Raw genomic sequence first — 20,486 nt, forward strand, 5'->3', positions numbered from 1 at the left:
GGGGGTGTGACCGTACCCTGAAAACCTTGCCGGCCAGCCCGGAGCGGGCGCAGGCCACAGCTGGAACCGTACTGATTCGGCCCCCACGGGCCATGGAAAAATAACAATATCTTGACCGCGCACTTGCCGTACCCGATCCGTTCGATTCACCTGCATGGCTCCCGTGGAGCCGAGGCCGGTGCAGGTGCCTGCCAGCGCTGCGGCAGCACCGACGGATGGCCGCCAGAGCGGCCCGCGCGGTTCAGGCTTTCTTGGATTGATAGGAATCGGATTTCTTCGATGAGCAGCTCTTCCCAGCCGACCATGCCACGCGGCGCCCATGATGGCGCCCTCCAGCCCGCCAGCCTGAAAGGTCGTGCAGCATGATGATGGATCTCCAGACCAGCCTGATCATTCTTGGCGGCGTCTTCGTCGCCGGGGTCATCACCTACAACAAGTGGCAGGAGCACAAGGCGCGCAAGACCGTGGAGCGCGCCTTTTCTTCGTCGCACGATGACGTGCTGATGTCGCCGGATGAACCCGCTACCGCTGAGCCAGTCTTCGTAGCGCCGGTGGGCGAGCGCACCGCACCTGCTGCGCGCATGGCCGAGCCAAGCCTCGAACCCGATGCCGAGCGTGCCGAACCTTCGCTGTATGAGCTGCCCGAGCGCAAACCGGTCCCCGCACCCGTGAAGGCCTACCAGGAACAGGCCGGGTTCGAGCCGCGTGAACCCTTCCTGGGAGATCCGCCGGCGCCCACCCCGGCCGGCGCCGCCGCCGATGACGCTGTGCTCGGCGACGCCCTGGCGCAGGCACCGCAATCGACGGTGGCCCAGATCATCGCCGGGGCCGAAGAGCAGGGCGAGGCCGTTCCGGCCTTCACGCCGCCGCCCGAAATGCAGGCGCGCCTGGCGCCCAAGCGCGAGCTGCCTGTGGACGAACTGATCGACTGCAACATCCCCATCGGCCTGGACAACCCGCTGCGCGGCGAAAAGCTGCTGCCGATGCTGCAGGGTCTGCGCCATGTCGGCAACAAGCCGGTGCACTTCATCGGCCGCACCACCGAGGGGGAATGGGAAGCCATCACCCATGGCAGCATCTACAACGCCTTGCTGGCCGGTGCGCAACTGGCCAATCGCAGCAATGCCATCAACGAACTCGAATATTCGGAACTGGTCATGCGCCTGCGCGACCTGACCGATTCGCTGTCGGGCGAGCCGGAATTGCCGGACATGCCCGACGTCATCCGTACCGCCCAGGCGCTGCACCAGTTCATCATCGACCATGATGCGCAGCTGTCGGTGAACGTGCGCTCGCAAGGGGCCCCGTGGAGCCTGGCGACCCTGCTGGCGGCATTGACCCGTCAGGGCTTCGATCGCCGCACCGAAGGCTATCTGGTGATGCAGGATGGCGAAGGTGAAGTGCTCTTCGCGCTCTCCACCAATGCCACTCCGACCGACGAAACCACCGACCGCCTCACGCTGTTGCTGGACGTGCCCCGCGTGGCGCCGTCGCGCGATGGCTACGGTGCCTTGGTGGCCTGCGCCAGGTCGCTATCGGCGCGTCTGGGCGGCGTCATCGTCGATGACAGCGATCAGCCGCTGACCGATGAAGCGCTTTCTGATATCGCCGAACAGGTGGCCGCGTTCTACAGCGCCATGGAATCGGCCGAGATTCCGGCCGGCTCCACCCGCGCCTTGCGCCTGTTCAGCTAAGGCCCCGTTTTTACACTCCCTACGATGCAAGACGACTTGTTTTCCGCCGGACGGCCCCCGCAAGGGGAGCCGGACTGGCGCGCGCGCGCCCGCACGCTGCGCGACGAATTGAACCGCCACAACCACAGTTACTACGTGCTGGACCAGCCCAGCATTCCGGATGCCGAGTACGACCGCTTGTTCCAGGAGTTGCAGGCGCTGGAAACCGCCCATCCCGAGCTGCTCACGCCGGATTCGCCGACGCAACGCGTGGGTGCCGGCCCGCTGCCGCAATTCGAGCCGGTGCGCCATGACATCCCCATGCTCTCGTTGGGCAACGGCTTTGCCGACGAAGACATTGAAGCCTTCGACAAGCGCGTGCGCGACGGCCTGGAAACCCTGCAGGAAGTGCGCTACGCCACCGAGCTGAAATTCGACGGCCTGGCCATCAGCCTGCGCTACGAGAACGGCGTACTGGTGCAGGCCGCTACGCGCGGCGATGGCACCACGGGCGAGAACGTCACGGCCAACATCCGCACGGTGCGCGCCATTCCCTTGCGTCTGCATGGTGACAACCTGCCGCAGGTAATCGATGTGCGCGGCGAAGTGCTGATGTACAAGGAGGATTTTGCGCGCCTGAACCAGCGCCAGCGCGATGCCGGCCAGAAGGAGTTTGCCAATCCCCGCAATGCCGCCGCCGGCAGCCTGCGCCAGCTCGATTCGCGCATCACCGCGCAACGTACGCTGCGTTTCTTCGCCTATGGCATTGGTGTGCTGGAAGGGGCCGAGATGCCGCCTTCGCACTCGGCCCTGCTGGACTGGTACCAGGAACTGGGTCTGCCGGTCTGCAAGGAGCGCGCCGTGGTCAGCGGTGCGGCCGGCTTGCTGGACTTCTTCCGCAGTATCGGCGCCAAGCGAGAGAGCCTGCCCTACGAGATCGATGGCGTGGTCTACAAGGTCGACCGGCTGGACCAGCAGAAGCACCTCGGTTTCGTCTCGCGCGCCCCGCGCTTTGCGCTGGCCCACAAGTTCCCGGCCCAGGAAGCCCTGACCGTGGTGCAGGACATCGAAGTGCAGGTCGGCCGCACCGGGGCCATTACGCCGGTGGCGCGCCTCAATCCCGTCTTCGTCGGCGGCGTCACGGTGACCAATGCCACCCTGCACAACGAAGATGAAGTCCGCCGCAAGGATATCCGGATCGGCGATACCGTCATCGTCCGCCGCGCCGGTGACGTGATCCCGGAAGTGGTCGCCTTCGTCCCCGAGAAGCGCCCTGAGGATGCGCGCGCCTTCGTCATGCCGGTGGCCTGTCCGGTGTGCGGCTCGCCCATCGTGCGGGCCGAGGAGGAAGCGGTGGCACGCTGCTCGGGTGGCTGGCTGAAATGTTCAGCGCAGCGCAAGGGGGGACTGCAGCATTTTGCTTCACGTCGCGCCATGGATATTGAAGGCCTGGGCGAACAGCTGGTAGAGCAGCTGGTGGATCGCCAGGTGGTCAACACGCCGGCTGACCTGTATCGCCTCGGTTTGTCGGCCCTGGCCGAGCTGGATCGCATGGCCGAGAAATCGGCGCAGAATGTACTGGACGCCCTGCAAAAGTCCAAGACCACCACGCTGGCGCGCTTCATCTATGCGCTGGGCATCCGCCACGTCGGCGAGGCTACGGCCAAGGAGTTGGCGCGCCATTTCGGCGGTATCGACAAGCTGCTCGCCGCCAGTGAAGAACAACTGCTGGAAGTGGCCGATATCGGTCCGGTAGTCGCATCCTCGATCCGCGCCTTCTTCAATGATCCGATCAATGTCGAGCTGGTGGAGCAATTGCGCGCGGTCGGCGTGCACTGGCCCGAGAGCGAAGGTGTCGATGCGGGTGCCAAGCACCTGGCCGGCAAGACCTTCGTGTTGACCGGCACCTTGCCCAACCTGTCCCGCGATGACGCCTCGCAAATGATCGAGGCCGCCGGTGGCAAGGTCTCCGGTTCAGTCTCAAAGAAAACCAGTTACGTGGTCGCCGGCGCCGAAGCCGGCAGCAAGCTGGCCAAGGCCGAGGAACTGGGCGTGGCCATCCTCGACGAGGACGCACTGAAGGCGCTTTGCGCGGGTCAGGATGTGTCAGGAACGTAATTGCCTTGTCTTTTTATTCATATACAATGCCGCCCGTATGCAGTCCCGCACGCGGGGACTGCGCTGCGGGTTAGTCAGCATAACAACATAACAACACAACAAGACCCATCTTTACCTCGGAGTCATGATGATCAAGAAGATCAAGAAAGCCGTTTTCCCCGTCGCCGGTCTCGGTAGCCGCTTCCTGCCTGCCACCAAGGCCCAGCCCAAGGAAATGCTGCCTATCGTCGACAAGCCGCTGATCCATTACGCAGTGGAAGAGGCGGTTGCTGCCGGCATCACCGAGATGGTCTTCATCACCGGTCGCAACAAGCGCGCCATCGAAGATCACTTCGACAAGGCCTACGAGCTGGAGTCCGAACTGGAAGCCGCGGGCAAGAAGAAGCTGTTGGAGATCGTGCAGAACGTGGTGCCCAAGAGTGTCAACTGCATCTTCATCCGCCAGTCCGAACCGCTGGGCCTGGGTCATGCCGTGCTGTGCGCCCGTCCGGTGGTGGGGGAAGAGCCCTTCGCCATCCTGCTGGCCGACGATTTCATGGATACCGATCCTGGCGTCAAGCCGGTGCTGGCGCAGATGACTGACATCTACGCCCGTGAAGGCATGAGCATGCTGGCCGTGCAGGAAGTGCCCAAGAGCGATACCCGCCAGTACGGTATCGTCAGCGCCACGCCTTACCAGCCGGACCTGGAACGCATCAATGCCATCGTCGAAAAGCCGGCCCCGGAAGAAGCCCCGTCCACGCTGGCCGTGGTGGGCCGCTATGTGCTCAACAGCCGCATCTTCCACTATCTGGAAAACATCCCGCGCGGAGCCGGTGGCGAGATCCAGCTCACCGATGGCATCGCCAAGCTGATGCAGGCCGAGTCGGTGCTGGCATACCGTTACCAGGGCCAGCGTTATGATTGCGGTTCCAAGCTGGGCTACTTGAAGGCCATGGTGGCCATGGGTCTGAAACATCATGAAACCGGCCCGGCGTTCTCGGAATATCTGCAGGAAGTGGCCAACAAGGCGCGCTGAGCAGGGATACCCGGCGCCATCAGGGCGCACTGCTGCACAATGACGCCCGGTTCCTGCCGGGCGTGTTTCATGGAGAGAGGCAATGGCCATACGCGAGATACTCAAGATGGGCGACCCGCGCCTGCTGCGCCAGGCGCAAGCGGTGACGCAGTTCGGTACGCCCGAACTGGAACAACTGGTCGAGGACATGTTCGAGACCATGCGCGCCGTCAATGGCGCCGGTCTGGCCGCACCCCAGATCGGGGTGGATCTGCAACTGGTGATCTTCGGCTTTGGCCACAACCAGCGCTATCCGGATGCGCCGGCCGTGCCGGAGACGGTGCTCATCAATCCCGTGCTGACACCCTTGTCCGAGCAGGAAGAAGACGGCTGGGAAGGCTGCCTGTCCGTGCCCGGCATGCGCGGCGTAGTGCCGCGCTGGACACGGTTGCGCTACCAGGGCGTGGACCAGTATGGCAAGGTGATTGACCGTACCGTCGATGGCTTCCATGCGCGCGTGGTGCAGCATGAGTGCGATCACCTGCAGGGCATCCTCTATCCGATGCGCATCCGGGATTTCCGTCAGTTCGGCTTTACGGAAGTGCTGTTCCCCGAGCTCGACCCCAACCAGGACGACTGAGAAAAACTCTCCAGTCCGTTGGCGAAGCCCAAAAAAACATCCCGGCGCAAGGCCGGGATGTTCGTTTCAAGGCGCGGTGAAGCGTACACCTGAAATCAGGCGCTTTCCTTCACACGCTGGTCGATATGGGCCAGCGCCTCTTCCACCTGGTCGATCAGGATCAGGCAAAGGTCGCCCGGCTGCAGGCTGGCGAGGGCGGTATCGATGGCCAGGAATTCGCCGTTGATTTCCTTCACATCGCTGGTACGCGAGGCCTTTTCCAGTCCCTGACGCAACAGAGCAATCACTTCCCCGTCTTCTCGGCCACGCTGGCACTGGTCCTGATACAGCACGACTTCATCGAAGGCATCGCCCAGCAGTTCGGTCTGGCGGGTGATGTCGACGTCGCGGCGGTCACCGGCGCCGCTGATGACCACCGAGCGGCGCTTGGCGGGCATGCTGTCGACGGCCTTGATCAGCGCCTGGATCGCATCCGGGTTGTGGCCGTAGTCGGCGATCAGGGTGGCACCCTTGTAGTCGAACAGGTTGAAGCGGCCTGGTGCAGTGCCGCTGTCGCTGATGAAGCTGGCCAGGGCGCCGGTGATCTGTTCCCAGTCCAGGTTCAGCGCCCAGGCCGCACCCACGGAAGCCATCACGTTCTCGACCTGGAAGCCGATGGCGCCGCTGCGGGTCAGCGGAATGCCGGACAGCTTCAGGCGTTTTTCGAACGTACCCTGCGCGGCCACGATGGCGTCGCCGTCTTGATAGACGATGCGGTGGCCCTGTGCGCGGTGGGTGGCCATGATGGGGTGGGTCGGATCCAGCGCGAAGAAGGTCACCGAGCCGGGGCAGGAAGAAGCCATCTTCGAAACCATGGGGTCGGCCGCATTGAGCACCGCAGTGCCGGTTGGCGCCACGTTCTCGACGATGACACGCTTGACCACCGCCAGGTCTTCCACGGTGCTGATGTAGGACAGACCCAGGTGGTCCCCCATGCCGATGTTGGTGACCACCGCCACGGCGCAGCGATCAAAGCCCAGACCTTCGCGCAGCACGCCGCCACGGGCGGTTTCCAGCACGGCTGCATCCACGTCGGGATGGAACAGCACGTTGCGGGCGCTGCGCGGGCCGCTGCAGTCGCCCGTGTCGGTGCGCTGGCCGTCGATGTAGACGCCATCGGTATTGGTCATGCCCACGCGCAGGCCGGTCTTGGCCAGCAGATGGGTGATCAGGCGCACGGTAGTGGTCTTGCCGTTGGTGCCGGCCACGGCCACCACGGGGATACGGCCATCGTCGCCATCCTCGTACATGGTCGAGATGATGGCTTCGCCGACGTCACGCGCCTTGCCGTAAGAGGGCGAGAGGTGCATGCGCAGGCCGGGCGCAGCGTTGACTTCGACGATGCCGCCGCCTTGTTCTTCCAGCGACATGTGGACCGAATTGCAGACCACGTCCACGCCGCAGATGTCCAGCCCGACCATTTGTGCGGCTGCGATGGCGCGCGCGGCCACGTCCGGATGCACGTCATCGGTGACATCGGTGGCGGTGCCGCCGGTGGAAAGGTTGGCATTGTTGCGCAGGACCACGCGTACGCCCTGGGCGGGGATGGATTCCGGGTCCAGGTTCTGGCCGGACAGCACCGACAGGGCGATGTCGTCCAGGCGTACCTTGGTCAGCGAGGTGGCGTGACCGTCACCGCGCAGCGGGTCGGCGTTGACCTGGTCGATCAGCTGACGGATGGTGTGCACGCCATCGCCGATGACTTGCGGCGGATCGCGGCGGGCGGCAGCCACCAGGGTCTTGCCGATCACCAGCAGGCGGAAGTCGTGGCCGGGCAGGTAGCGCTCGACAATGACTTCGTCGCTGATCAGGGCCGCATTGTTGAAGGCGCGGGTGATCTGTTCCGGGGTGCTGATGTTGACGGCCACCCCCTTGCCCTGGTTGCCGTCCAGCGGCTTGATGACCACGGCCGAGCCGATTTCCTCGGCGGCCTTGAGGGCATCTTCCACGGTCTCGACCACGCGACCGTTGGGCACCGGCACACCGGCGGCGTGCAGCAGCATCTTGGTCAGATCCTTGTCCTGGGCGATGGATTCGGCAATGGCGCTGGTGTTGCTGGTCTCGGCAGCCTGGATACGCTTCTGGCGGCTGCCCCAGCCGAATTGCACCATGCTGCCCTGGGTCAGGCGGCGATAGGGGATGCCGCGCTTGATGGCTGCATTGACGATGGAGCCGGTCGAGGGGCCCAGGCGCACGTCCTCATCCAGTTCGCGGATGCGGGCCAGCGCGCCGGTGAGGTCGAAGGGCGCATCGGCCTGGGCGGCGCGGACCAGTTCCAGCGCCAGATCGAAGGCCAGGCGGCCGACTTCTTCTTCGCTGTATTCCACCACCACTTGATAGATGCCGGTCTCGACGGTGGAGACGGTGCGGCTGAAGGTCACCGGGCAGCCGGCCTGGCTTTGCAGCGCCAGGGCCGCGGCGGCCAGGGCATGGGCCATGGAGACGACCTGCTTGCCGCCATCGGGCTCGAGGAAGCCGATCTGCGGGAAGCGGGCGCGCAGGCGCAGTTCGAAGCCGGGCATGTCATCGATGACGCGCTCGTTTTCCGGGCAGGAAACGATGGCTTCGACGGCAGTGTGTCTGCTCCAGAGATTGGGGCCGCGCAGGGCGCGAATGCGGGATACGTCCATGGACAATTTTTCCTAGGTGTCTCTTGATCTTGAATCGGTCGGTCTTGCCGGGCTCAGGCGGCCTGGCTCTTGAACTTCAGCCCTTGTTCCTCGGCGCGTTCGGTGCCGAAGAGCTCGATGCCGGCACGGATCACCTCGGGGCCGATGCCCAGCGCCCAGGCGGCACCGACGGCGGCCAGGACGTTCTCGACCTGGTAGGCGACGGCACCGTTTTCGGTCAGCGGGATGGCATCGACCGAGCTGACCTTGCACTGGCGCTCGCCGTCGGCCTGGATCAGGTCGCCATCGCGCAGGAACACGGCGCGGCCGCCTTCCTTGAGATGGCTGGCCAGCAGTTCGGACGCGGGATCGGTGCTGAAGAAGATCACTTCACCATCGCACAGCTGGGCCATGTCGGCCACCAGCGGGTCGTCGGCATTGAGCACGGCGGCGCCATCCGGCAGTACCAGGTCGACCTGGGTGCGTTTGACCTTGGTGGCGATCTGTTCAGCGTTCTCGATGTAGAACTCGGGCAGGCTGTCGTTGGGGTCGATGTTGGCCACCACGCCCACCAGGCAGCGGTCATAGGCCAGGCCTTCGGAGAGGATGGCAGCGCTGCCGTTCTCGAACACGGCGGCTTCCACGGCGCGGTTCAGCAGCACCCGATGGGCGGCATCCCAGGTGGCGCGGTTGCCACGCTCGATCTGGCGTTCGCCGAAGTAGAGGCCCTCGCCGCAGGCCAGGCCCACGTGCTTGCCCGACAGGTGCACGATGCGCGCGATCAGGCGCGCGATGGTGGTCTTGCCGTGGGTGCCGGTGACGCCGACGACGGGGATGCGGCCGTTTTCTTCCGGGCCGAACAGGTTGTCGATGATGGCTTCGCCCACCGGACGCGGCTTGCCGTCCGAGGGCTTCAGGTGCATCAAGAGGCCGGGGCCGGCGTTGACCTCGACGATGGCACCGCCCTGGTCTTGCAGCGGACGCGAGATGTCTTCGGCCACGATGTCCACGCCGGCGATATCGAGGCCGACGATGCGCGCGGCCAGCGAGGCAGCGGCGGCGACACTGGGGTGGACCAGGTCGGTGATGTCGGAGGAGACGTTGCCATTGCGCAGCAGCAGGATGCGGCGGCCGGCGGCGGGAACCGATTCGGTGGTCAGATTCTGGCGCTGCAGTTCCAGCACGGCGGCAGGTTCGCGGTCCAGCAGCACCGGGTCCAGCAGGTGTTCTTCCAGCAGGCCGCGGCGCGGATCGCGGTTCAGTTCGTCCAGCAGCTCCTGCACGGTGGACTTGCCATCGCCGACGATGAAGATGGGTTCGCCGCGGGCGGCGGCGGCCAGCTTGCCGCCGACGATCAGCAGGCGGTGTTCCAGGCCCGGCACGAAGCGTTCGACCAGCACGCCGCTACCTTCTTCCAGCGCGACCTTGTAGGCGGTCTCGATTTCTTCCCGGGTATTCAGGTCGATGAAGACGCCACGACCGTGGTTGGCGTCACAAGGCTTGACCACCACCGGCAGGCCGATGTCCTGGGCGGCATCCCAGGCGTCTTCGGGGCTTTCCACCAGGCGGCCTTCGGGGACCGGCACGCCGCAGGTTTGCAGCAGCGACTTGGTGAGATCCTTGTCGCGGGAGATGCCTTCGGCAATCGCGCCGGTCTGGTCGGATTCGGCGGTCCAGATGCGGCGCGACTTGCAGCCGTGGCCCAACTGCACCAGGTTGCCTTCGGAGAGACGGATGGTCGGGATGCGGCGCTCGTCGGCGGCATCGACGATACAGGCAGTGCTGGGGCCCAGGCACAGGCGGTCGACCATGCGGCGCAGCTTGCGCAGGGTGGTATCGAGGTCGTACGGCTGGTTTTCGATGGCGGCCATCACCAGGTCGCGGGCGGCGAAGAGCGCGGCACGGGTGACCGTTTCATGGCGGGCGCGCACCACCACCTTGTAGACGCCGCGCACATTGGTCTCGCGCGCCTTGCCGAAGCCGCCGGGCAGGCCGGCCAGGTTCTGCAGTTCCAGGGTCACGTGTTCGAGGATGTGGCCGGGCCAGGTGCCTTCATGCAGGCGGCGCACGAAGCCGCCGCGCTCTTCATAGCTGCAGCGGTGTTCGATCAGGGTCGGCAGCCAGGTGGTCAGGCGCTCGGGAAAGCCGGGGATGGTATTGGAGGGAAAATCTTCCAGTTCGCCGATATCGATCCACACTTCGAGGGCAGAGCGGTAGGTCCAGATGTTGGGGCCCTTGAGATTCAGGAAACGGAGGAATTCGATGTTTTTCATGTGTGGTGGATGGTCCGCGGTAGTTGCCCAAGCCAAGTTCGCCCAAGTTGCCCGACAGGGCTGCCCGATGTTGGCCGCATCGGACATGCTGCAGCGCCACCCGGCAGGCCGGTCAGCGCTCTGTCAGAATAACGCATGGTTCACTAACGCGCAGGGCGGCTTTTGGTTTACTGCATTTGCCAGAGGGAATAACTGAATGAAAACGAAAGTTGCCTTGATGGTATCAAGGTCGGCCCCTGCGTGGGGACATGCGGGCAGGGCAAACCAGGCGAGCTGCGACGTTCATGCGGGAAGGCTGGAGGTGGATGTGAACGATATTGTCGCAGACTGTCCCGCTGCCGTGGCAACACGGGCGGAAAAAACAGGCGATGCCTGTACTGACTGAAGGCTTGTGTCGATCAGCCGTTCGCATCTAGCGAGAAAGATCATCCCGGCATCTCTTCCAGTGAACATGCCGGTGCACCGTTTGACGGCTTCTCGCGTTATCGAAGGGCTGCTGCGGGATGGACGGGCAGCGGGTGCAGATTGCGCATGGGCAGTCGGGGCCGCTGCGCTATAATCCCGCGCTGCCCGCTGGCACATCACTGCAGGCATCAAGACAACAGGTCCGGCGAGACCTGCACCTCCTAAAACAATAGCCACACTGCTCACTTCGGGCCTCAACGCTGCCGTTACATGACTACTGACTCAATTCCTTCCGCGACCGCCAGCCTGCCCGAGCGCTGGCAGACGGAGACCGCTGCCCGCCTGGCCCCGGGTGAATCCGTACTGGCCTGGCTGGAACTGGACCTGGACGCCCAACTGCACTTCAAGTCGTCGCTGGTGCTGGCGACCGACCGTCGCCTGCTGGCCGCGGCACCGGACGGCCAGCCGTGGCAGGACTGGGCCTATCGCGCCGATCTGCAACTCAAGCATGTCGACCACGCCGGCGTGGGGACGCTGGAGCTGTGCGACGACGCCGGTCGCCAGGGAGCCTGGCGCTATACGCTGGCCCAGAATCCGCAGGCACTGCGCCTGATCAAGCTGTTCGAGCAACAACGCGATCTGCTGGCCTCGGGCGTACAGGTCGAGGAAGAGGGCGACGTCTGCCCGACCTGCAAGGCCGTGCTGCCGGAAGGCCAGGAAACCTGCGCCATCTGCCCCGAGACCAAGGAAGCGCCGCCATCCACCTGGGCGCTGTTCCGGCTGTCGCGCTTTGCCAAGCCCTACAAGGGCTCGCTGCTGCTGGGCTTTCTGCTGACGCTGGCCTCCACCGCTGCCACGCTGGTGCCGCCCTACATGACCATGCCGCTGATGGACAATGTGCTGATCCCGTTCCAGAACGGCACCCCCATCAACACCCACCTGGCCACGCTCTACCTGTCGGGCCTCCTGGGCGCGGCATTGCTGGCCTGGGGCCTGGGCTGGGCGCGCACTTACATCCTGGCGCTGGTGTCCGAGCGCATCGGCGCGGACCTGCGCACCACCACCTATGCCCACCTGTTGCGACTGTCGCAGGAGTATTTTGGCGGTAAGCGTACCGGTGACCTGATGGCGCGCATCGGCTCGGAAACTGACCGCATCTGCGTGTTCCTGTCGCTGCATCTGCTGGATTTCGCCATCGATGTGCTGATGATCATCATGACGGCGGCCATCCTGATCTCCATCAATCCCTGGCTGGCGCTGGTGACGCTGTTGCCGCTGCCGTTCATCGCCTGGATGATTCACGTGGTGCGCGACCGCCTGCGACACGGCTTCGAAAAGATCGACCGCATCTGGTCGGAAGTGACCAACGTGCTGGCCGATACGATTCCCGGCATCCGCGTGGTGAAGGCTTTTGCGCAGGAAAAGCGTGAGGTGGCGCGTTTCCGCGAGGCCAACCGGCACAACCTGATGGTCAATGACCGCGTCAACAAGATCTGGTCACTCTTTACGCCCACGGTCACTTTCCTGACCGAAGTGGGCTTGCTGGTGGTGTGGGTGTTCGGGATCTGGCAGGTCTCCAGCAACCAGATCACGGTCGGTGTGCTGACCGCCTTCCTGGCCTACATCAGCCGTTTCTATACCCGCCTGGACTCGATGAGCCGCATCGTTTCGGTCACGCAGAAGGCCGCGGCCGGCGCCAAGCGCATCTTCGACATCCTGGACCACGTCTCCAGCGTGCCGGAGCCGGCCAATCCGGTGCATCTGGAAAAAGTGCAGGGCGCCATCGAAGTGCGCAACATTGGCTTCCGCTATGGCAACCGCGCGGTGATTCGCAACATGAGCCTGTCCATTGCGCCGGGCGAGATGATCGGCCTGGTCGGCCACAGCGGTTCCGGCAAGTCCACCATGGTGAACCTGATCTGCCGCTTCTACGATGTCTCGGAAGGCGCGATTCGCATCGACGGCGTGGACATTCGTTCGCTGCCGATTTCCGAATATCGCCGCAACATCGGTCTGGTGCTGCAGGAACCCTTCCTGTTCTTTGGCACGATTGCCGAGAACATCGCCTACGGCAAGCCGGAAGCCACGCGTGAAGAAATCATCGCCGCCGCCCGTGCCGCCCATGCGCATGAATTCATCCTGCGCCTGCCGCAAGGCTACGATTCGCTGGTCGGCGAGCGCGGACAGGCACTGTCGGGCGGCGAACGCCAGCGCATCTCGATTGCGCGTGCGCTGCTGATCGATCCGCGCATCCTGATCCTGGACGAAGCCACTTCCTCGGTCGATACCACCACTGAAAAGGAAATCCAGAAGGCGCTGGACAACCTGGTGCAAGGCCGTACCACGATTGCCATCGCGCACCGCCTGTCGACGCTGCGCAAGGCTGATCGCCTGGTCGTGCTGGATCGCGGCCAGGTGGTCGAGGTCGGCAACCACGAAGAACTGATGGCCCGTGAAGGGCATTACTACAAGCTCTACCAGGCCCAGGCGCGCAATCCTGATGGCGAGGCCGAGGTCTCGGTGAGCGAAGAAGAGAAGGGCGAATAAGGCCATGAGCACCACGATGAATTTTGCCCAAACCTTCACATTGGTACGCAATCCTTTCGGGCGCCTGGTGCTCACCGACGCCCAGGGCGGCGTGCACGAGCACGTGATTCCGGTGCGTGCATTTCCGATCACATCGCCTGAAAGCGGGCTATCTCTGGTCAGCAGCGATGGTCATGAGCTGGCCTGGATCGACACGCTGGATCAAGTGGATGCCGCGACGCGCCGCCTGATCGAGGAAGAACTCGCCAGCCGCGAATTCATGCCGGAGATCCAGCGCATCGTCAGTGTCTCCACCTTCGCCACGCCCAGCGACTGGACCGTGCAGACCACGCGTGGCACCACCACCTTCACGCTCAAGGGCGAGGAAGACATCCGCCGCCTGGCGGCGCCGGCACTGCTGATTGCGGACAGTCACGGCATCCAGTTCCTGATCCGCGACCAGAAGGCGCTGGACAAGCACAGCCGCAAGATTCTGGATCGCTTCCTCTGACCCCTTTTGCCTGCTGCAAAAGAGAACGGCCCTGATGGTGAGTCAGGGCCGTTTTTTCATCCAGGGGATCGCGTTCAGAACTTCTCGTCCGGTCGCAGATAGCGCCACTGGCCGGTCGGCAGTTCACCCAGCTTCACCCCGCCGATACGCACGCGCTTCAAGCCGATCACCTTCAGCCCCACCATGTCGCACATGCGGCGGATCTGGCGCTTCTTGCCTTCGCGCAGGATGAAGCGCAGCTGATCTTCGTTCTGCCACATCACCTTGGCCGGACGCAGCGGCTTGCCGTCGATGATGAGACCGTGGTTCAGGCGCTTGAGATCGGATTCGGGCAGCTTGCCGGGGCGGGTGTATTGCACGCGCACCAGGTATTCCTTGTCGACCGCCGAATCCTCGCCGATCAACTGCTTGGCGATGCGGCCATCCTGGGTCAGTACCAAGAGGCCCACCGAATCGATGTCCAGCCGTCCGGCCGGTACCAGGCTCTTCAACTGGCGCGGGTGGAAGCGCATCTCGGTCTGGTCTTCGGCCCAGCGCGACTGTTCATTGACCAGCACCACGGCCGGCTTGTAGCCATCCTCGGCCTGACCGCTGACGTAGCCCATGGGCTTGTTGATGAGGATGGTCACACGCTGCGCCTGTTCGGCGCTGGCCTGGCGTTCCACGGTGACCTTCTGGTGCGGCAGCACCTTGCTGCCCAGCACCGACACCACCTGGCCATCCACGCGCACCCAGCCTTTCTCGATCCACTCGTCGGCTTCGCGGCGGGAGCACAGGCCGAGTTCGGACATGCGTTTGGAAAGTCGTACAGGTTCAGTCATGGGGATTGCCTTGCGAAAAACGGAGGGCCGGCCAGCGGCGAGGGTGAGATTGTACGGCCAGCCGCGCCGCCGCGCCAGAGCGGGCGGCAGCGCGGACAGGGTGAGGCGGGTCAGATGCGCAGGGTCTGGAGCAGCTCGGTTTCCAGCATGATCTGGTTGCGCGGCTGGGACAGGCCCGGGCCGTCGATGAGGAACACGTCTTCCACGCGCTCGCCCAGCGTCATGACCTTGGCCGTGTGCAGGTTGATCCGATACTTGGCCAGCACGTTGGAGATCGAATACAGCAGTCCGGCGCGGTCATTGGCCGAGACCGACAGCAGGTAATACTGGCCGCGTTCATCCGGGCGCAGGTCCACCGAGGGATTGACCGGGAAGGTGCGCGACAGGCGCGACAGGCGCGCCTTGGACGGTGCCGGCAGCGGCTCCTCCGACAGCAGCAGGGCGCCGAGCTCGTGCTCGATCAGGTTGATGATGTCGCGGTAGTTCTTGGCGAACACCGGCGCATTGATGAGGAAGGCATCCAGCGCGTAGTTGTTGCGGGTGGTGTGGATCTTGGCGTCGAAGATGCTGAAGCTTTTTTCATCGAAATAGCTGCAGATGCGCGCAAACAGGTCGGGGCGGTCGGGTGTGTAAACCGCCACCTGCACCCCTTCGCCAATGGGCGCCAGGCGGCAGCGCACCAGCGGTACGCCGGTCTCCACCTTGTCGTAGAAGCAGCGCGTCTGCCAGGCGATGTCGGAGGCGTCGTGGCGCAGGAAGTAAGCCACGTCCAGCTGCTTCCACAGCTTTTCGTGGGCATCGGCCGGCAGGCCGTAGAGGCGCAGGGTCTTGATGGCTTCCTGCTGGGTGTTCTTCAGTTCGCGGTCGGCCGAGGGGGCTTCTCCGCCCAGCACGCGCAGAGTCATGCGGTAGAGGTCTTCGAGCAGCTTGCCCTTCCAGGCGTTCCAGACCTTGGGGCTGGTACCGCGGATGTCGGCCACCGTCAGCAGGTAGAGTGCGGTCAGATGGCGCTCATCCTTGACCAGCTGGGCGAAGGCGGTGATGACGTCGGGGTCCGACATGTCCTGTTTCTGCGCCACGTGCGACATGGCCAGATGCTGCTCGACCAGAAACACGATCAGCTCGGTATTGTCCGGCGAGATGCCGTGCTGCTCGCAGAAGGCGCGGGCGTCGGCCATGCCCAGCTTGGAGTGGTCGCCACCCCGGCCCTTGGCGATGTCGTGGAACAGTGCTGCAACATACAGCACCCAGGGCTGGCCGAAGTTGGCCATCAACTGGCTGCAGAAGGGGTATTCATGCGCGTGTTCGCTCATGGTGAAGCGGCGTACGTTGCGCACCACCATCAGGATGTGCTGGTCCACCGTGTAGACGTGGAACAGGTCATGCTGCATCTGCCCGACGATCTGGCGGAAGTTCGGCAGATAGCGGCCCAGCACGCTGGTGGAGTTCATCCCGCGCAGGGCATGGGTGATGCCGCGCTTGCTCTGGATGATCTGCATGAACAGGCGGTGATTGTCCGGATTGGCGCGGAAGGCGTTGTCGATCTTGAAGCGCGCGTGCCACAGCGCACGCAGGGTGCGCGCGGACATGTCCTTGAGTTCCGGATGCTCGGACAGCACCAGAAACACTTCCAGCATGGCCGAAGGCGTCTCCTCGAAGACCTTGTCATGGGCGATGTCGACGAATCCGTTGACTTCATTGAAGCGCTCGTTGAGCGGGCGCGGCACGGCCTGCTGCGGGAACAGGTGCGCTTCGATGTTCTGCAGCAGGATGGTGTTCAACTGGGTGACCGCCTTGGCGGCCCAGTAGTAGCGCTGCATCAGGTATTCGCTGGCGCGCCGGGTGTCGGTGGTCTTGAAGCCGAAGGTCTCGGCAATCGGGGTCTGGATGTCGAATACCAGGCGGTCTTCACGGCGATCCGTGACGATGTGCAGGCGGATGCGGATGTCCTTGAAGGCGCGTTCCTTCTGACGCAACTGGCGCGCCTCGGTGGAGGTCAGCATGCCGTGCTCGGCCAGTTCGCCCCAGGAATTGCCCAGGCCCGCTGCCTTGGCTACCCACAGGATCACCTGCAGGTCACGCAGGCCGCCGGGACTTTCCTTGCAGTTGGGTTCCAGACTGTAGGGGGTATCTTCATATTTGATGTGGCGCTGGCGCATTTCCAGGGTCTTGGCCTGGAAGAAGGCCAGCGGGTCCAGTGCGGCCAGGTAGCGTTCCTGCAATTGCTTGAAAAGAGCGCGGTTGCCGGTCACCAGGCGGGCTTCCAGCAGACTGGTCTGTACCGTGATGTCGGCGGCGGATTCATCCAGGCACTCGTCGATGGTGCGGATGCTGTGGCCAATTTCCAGGCCGATGTCCCAGAACAACTGTACCAGGGACTCCAGTTTTTCCTTCTTGGTGGCATCCGGGGTCTGGTCCAGCAGGATCAGCACGTCCACATCCGAATGCGGGAACAGCTCGCCCCGACCATAGCCGCCCACGGCCACCAGGGCGGCGTTGCCGGACATGCCCAGTTCCTCCCAGGCGGTGGTGAGGGCCTCATCCACGTTGCGGCGCAACTGCGCCAGCAACTGCTCGGTCTTGTGGTTGGACTGGAACACCTCGATGGCTTGCTGGCGTGCGGCCTTGAGCTGTTTCTTGAGCGTGATGGCGAGTGTGGGCATCGTGGTAGACAATCAGACAATCAGTGCTGGCAAGGCGGCGGGGCGGCGCCAAACGTGAACGAAGCCGCATCCCCATGCGGCTTCGGGCCCCAAGCAGGTTTCGTGCCGGAAACTGTGCGCAGCGTGGATGGGCACATGGTTCCGGCGGCCAGGATCACGCCGGGGTGGCGACCTGGTTCTGGATGAAGGCGGGCGGCGCCGGCATGCCGGGCGACACCGTCAGCACCTCGAAACCGGTCTCGGTGACCAGCACGGTGTGTTCCCACTGGGCCGACAGGCTGCGATCCTTGGTCTTGATGGTCCAGCCATCGCCCATTTCGCGGATTTCACGGCGGCCGGCGTTGATCATCGGTTCGACCGTGAAGATCATGCCGGCTTCCAGCTTTTCCAGCGTGCCGGGGCGACCGTAGTGCAGCACCTGCGGCTCTTCATGGAAGACCTTGCCGATGCCGTGGCCGCAGAATTCGCGCACCACGCTGTAGCCGGCCTTTTCGGCATGCTGCTGGATGACATGGCCGATGTCGCCCAGGTGGGCACCGGGCTTGATCTTGGAGATACCCAGCCACATGCACTCATACGTGATTTCGGTCAGGCGGCGCGCCAGGATGGAGGGTTCGCCCAGGAAGAACATGCGGCTGGTGTCGCCGTGGTAACCATCCTTGATGATGGTGACGTCGATGTTGAGCACGTCACCGTTCTTCATCACCTTGTCGCCCGGGATGCCATGGCAGATCACGTCGTTGAGGGACGTGCAGATCGCCTTGGGGTAGGGCGTGTAGCCCGGCGGACAGTAGTTCAGCGGGGCCGGGATGCTGCCTTGCACGTTGGTCATGTACTCGTGGCAGAGGCGGTCGATCTCGCCGGTGGTCACGCCCGGTTTCACGAAGGGGGTGATGTAGTCCAGCACCTCGGCGGCCAGCCGGCCGGCCACGCGCATGCCTTCGATGTCTTCGGCGGTCTTGATGGTGATGTTGCCCATGATGAATCGCAATTCGCTAGAAAATCGTCAAGTCAGGATTATAGACGACGGGGGTGGTTTCTGTTTTGTGCGCTCGGGGCGACCTGGCTTCATGTGCTACTTGAACAAAAGGGCAGGGTCGAGTAGAATGCCGGGCTGATCTGAAACCACGGATTGGTTGTCGAATGTGATGTGCGGAATGATTCTTCATGTGGCTTTGACAATAAATGTTGTAAAAACTGTCGTAAAAATCTTTTGAAACGCGAATCCGTTCGCTAAAAGGGTGTCCGGCTGCATGAGCCAGATGACCGAGCGGATTCCAGACCTAACCCTGGAGAAATTCATGTCCGTTACCATGCGCGAAATGCTGGAAGCCGGTGTCCACTTCGGTCACCAAACCCGCTTCTGGAACCCCAAGATGGCCCCCTTCATTTTCGGCCATCGCAACAAGATTCACATCGTCAACCTGGAAAAGACCCTGGGCATGTACCAGGAAGCCGTCAAGTACGTGCGCCAGCTGTCGGCCAATCGCGGCACCATCCTGTTCGTCGGCACCAAGCGTCAAGCTCGCGACATTCTGGCCGCTGAAGCGCAACGCGCTGGCGTGCCCTACGTTGACCAGCGCTGGCTGGGCGGCATGCTGACCAACTTCAAGACCATCAAGACCTCCATCAAGCGTCTGAAGGACATGGAAGCTGCCATGGAAGACGGTTCGGTCGAGAAGCTGTCCAAGAAGGAAGCCCTGCTGTTCAGCCGCGAGCAAGAAAAGCTGCAGAAGGCCATCGGCGGCATCAAGGACATGGGCGGCATTCCTGACGCCATCTTCGTCATCGACGTCGGCTACCACAAGGGCGCCATCACCGAAGCCGCCAAGCTGGGCATTCCGGTCATCGGCGTGGTCGATACCAACCACTCGCCCGAAGGCGTCACCTACGTGATCCCGGGCAACGACGACTCCGCCAAGGCGATCGCTCTGTACGCTCGCGGCATGGCTGACGCCGTGCTGGAAGGCCGCGCCAACGCCGTCAACGACGTTGTCGAAGCAGTCAAGGGCGATGAATTCGTCGAGGTCGAGCAGGCTTGATTCTGCTCTTCCGGTAGTACGGTAGTCCAAAAAGGGGTGACAGCGGGTAGTGACGCAGTGGCCCCTTTTTTTTGATTCAATTTTCGAGTTTCAGGCATGCCGCAAATGCGGGATGCCTCCAAGTCAGGAGAAAAGTATGGCGGCAATTACCGCAGCAATGGTGGGCGATCTGCGTGCGAAGACCGACGCGCCGATGATGGAATGCAAGAAGGCGCTGACCGAAGCCGATGGCGACATGGCCAAGGCCGAAGAGATTCTGCGCGTCAAGCTGGGCAGCAAGGCTTCCAAGGCATCTTCCCGCATCACCGCAGAAGGCGTGATCTCGACCTACATCGCTGGCAAGGTCGGCGCGCTGGTCGAAGTGAACTGCGAAACCGACTTCGTGACCAAGAACGACGAGTTCATCGGTCTGGTCGAAGCCGCTGCCAAGCTGGTGGTGGAGCAGAACCCGGCTGACGTGGCTGCCCTGGGCGCCTGCAAGCTGGCCGACGGCAAGACCCTGGAAGAACTGCGCACCGAACTGATCGGCCGCATCGGCGAGAACATGTCGTTCCGTCGCTTCCAGCGTTTCGAAACCACCGGCAAGCTGGCTTCCTACCTGCACGGCACCCGCATCGGCGTGATCGTCGAGTTCGACGGCGCCGAAGAGCAGGTCGGCAAGGACGTGGCCATGCACATCGCCGCCATGAAGCCGGTCGCTCTGTCGGCCGAGCAAGTGCCGGCTGACCTGATCGAGAAGGAACGCTCGGTCGCGGCCCTGAAGGCTGCCGAATCCGGCAAGCCCGCTGATATCGTCGCCAAGATGGTGGACGGTTCGGTGCAGAAGTACCTGAAGGAAGTGTCGCTGTTCAACCAGGCTTTCGTGAAGAACGACAAGCAAAGCGTCGAACAGATGTTGAAGGCTGCCAATACCACCGTCAAGTCGTTCGCCATGTACGTGGTGGGCGAAGGTATCGAGAAGAAGCAGGACGACTTCGCAGCTGAAGTCGCAGCGCAAGTGGCTGCAGCGAAACAAGCTCAGTAAGCGTCGCAGGAAAAACGGGCCGAGAGGCCCGTTTTTTTAAGCCGGCCACCGGGAACTTTCGCGGCCGCCTGCATCTACAGTCAGGGTCAGCAATTGGCTGGCGTTGATGAGGGCAGGGCAAGGCAGGTGGAATCTGCAGTACCAG

Annotated in this window: 13 protein-coding genes; 8 read left to right on the forward strand and 5 right to left on the reverse strand. The window is 63.4% G+C overall.

Translation table 11 applies throughout. From position 1 onward, the window contains the following. Nucleotides 1-362 precede the first annotated feature (362 nt). The 4 genes from GWL_RS07695 to def all read left to right on the forward strand — a co-directional run bounded on the left by GWL_RS07695 (nt 363) and on the right by def (nt 5,428). Nucleotides 363-1,694, forward strand: a complete 1,332-nt coding sequence (locus GWL_RS07695; protein ID WP_008328390.1) for a cell division protein ZipA C-terminal FtsZ-binding domain-containing protein — start codon at nt 363-365, stop codon at nt 1,692-1,694. 24 nt (nt 1,695-1,718) lie between these two features. After that, nucleotides 1,719-3,791 carry an NAD-dependent DNA ligase LigA gene (gene ligA / locus GWL_RS07700; protein ID WP_034350266.1) on the forward strand — a complete coding sequence of 691 codons (2,073 nt, stop codon included), beginning with the start codon at nt 1,719-1,721 and terminating at the stop codon, nt 3,789-3,791. A gap of 127 nt (nt 3,792-3,918) precedes the next feature. After that, on the forward strand, nt 3,919-4,809 hold the full coding sequence (gene galU, locus GWL_RS07705) for a UTP--glucose-1-phosphate uridylyltransferase GalU (RefSeq protein WP_008328393.1): 891 nt from the start codon (nt 3,919-3,921) through the stop codon (nt 4,807-4,809). An 82-nt stretch (nt 4,810-4,891) separates the two neighbouring features. Then, the gene (gene def / locus GWL_RS07710; RefSeq protein ID WP_008328395.1) at nt 4,892-5,428 is read left to right on the forward strand and encodes a peptide deformylase; all 537 of its coding nucleotides are present in this window, start codon (nt 4,892-4,894) and stop codon (nt 5,426-5,428) included. A 95-nt stretch (nt 5,429-5,523) separates the two neighbouring features. Here the strand turns inward: def and cphA (GWL_RS07715) are convergent, their stop codons facing one another. Further along, nucleotides 5,524-8,097, reverse strand: coding sequence for a cyanophycin synthetase (cphA, locus tag GWL_RS07715; protein ID WP_008328397.1), 2,574 nt, complete (start codon nt 8,095-8,097; stop codon nt 5,524-5,526). A gap of 53 nt (nt 8,098-8,150) precedes the next feature. After that, the gene (gene cphA / locus GWL_RS07720) at nt 8,151-10,349 is read right to left on the reverse strand and encodes a cyanophycin synthetase (RefSeq protein WP_008328405.1); all 2,199 of its coding nucleotides are present in this window, start codon (nt 10,347-10,349) and stop codon (nt 8,151-8,153) included. A gap of 675 nt (nt 10,350-11,024) precedes the next feature. Here cphA (GWL_RS07720) and GWL_RS07725 point away from each other — a divergent pair. Both GWL_RS07725 and GWL_RS07730 read left to right on the forward strand, forming a co-directional pair. Beyond that, nucleotides 11,025-13,301, forward strand: coding sequence for an ABC transporter ATP-binding protein (locus GWL_RS07725; protein WP_008328410.1), 2,277 nt, complete (start codon nt 11,025-11,027; stop codon nt 13,299-13,301). Nucleotides 13,302-13,305: 4 nt separating this feature from the next. Beyond that, nucleotides 13,306-13,791, forward strand: coding sequence for a DUF1854 domain-containing protein (locus GWL_RS07730; RefSeq protein ID WP_034350268.1), 486 nt, complete (start codon nt 13,306-13,308; stop codon nt 13,789-13,791). A gap of 74 nt (nt 13,792-13,865) precedes the next feature. On the opposite strand, the gene GWL_RS07735 is transcribed toward GWL_RS07730, so the two are convergent. From GWL_RS07735 to map, 3 genes are all read right to left on the reverse strand, one after another. After that, the gene (locus GWL_RS07735) at nt 13,866-14,612 is read right to left on the reverse strand and encodes a pseudouridine synthase (protein WP_008328415.1); all 747 of its coding nucleotides are present in this window, start codon (nt 14,610-14,612) and stop codon (nt 13,866-13,868) included. A gap of 110 nt (nt 14,613-14,722) precedes the next feature. Then, on the reverse strand, nt 14,723-17,275 hold the full coding sequence (locus tag GWL_RS07740; RefSeq protein WP_008328416.1) for a [protein-PII] uridylyltransferase: 2,553 nt from the start codon (nt 17,273-17,275) through the stop codon (nt 14,723-14,725). Nucleotides 17,276-17,429: 154 nt separating this feature from the next. Then, a complete protein-coding gene (map, locus tag GWL_RS07745; RefSeq protein ID WP_008328419.1) occupies nt 17,430-18,254 on the reverse strand; it encodes a type I methionyl aminopeptidase in 825 nt (274 codons plus the stop codon). 322 nt (nt 18,255-18,576) lie between these two features. On the opposite strand from map, the gene rpsB reads away from it, so the two are divergent. Together rpsB and tsf are read left to right on the forward strand one after the other, a co-directional pair. Continuing rightward, a complete protein-coding gene (gene rpsB / locus GWL_RS07750) occupies nt 18,577-19,317 on the forward strand; it encodes a 30S ribosomal protein S2 (RefSeq protein WP_034350269.1) in 741 nt (246 codons plus the stop codon). A 136-nt stretch (nt 19,318-19,453) separates the two neighbouring features. Next, complete coding sequence (tsf, locus tag GWL_RS07755; RefSeq protein WP_008328423.1) at nt 19,454-20,341, forward strand: translation elongation factor Ts; 888 nt, start codon at nt 19,454-19,456, stop codon at nt 20,339-20,341. The last annotated feature ends 145 nt before the right edge of the window (nt 20,342-20,486 follow it).

It is taken from the genome of Herbaspirillum sp. GW103 (assembly GCF_000261365.1).
GTDB lineage: Bacteria > Pseudomonadota > Gammaproteobacteria > Burkholderiales > Burkholderiaceae_D > Herbaspirillum.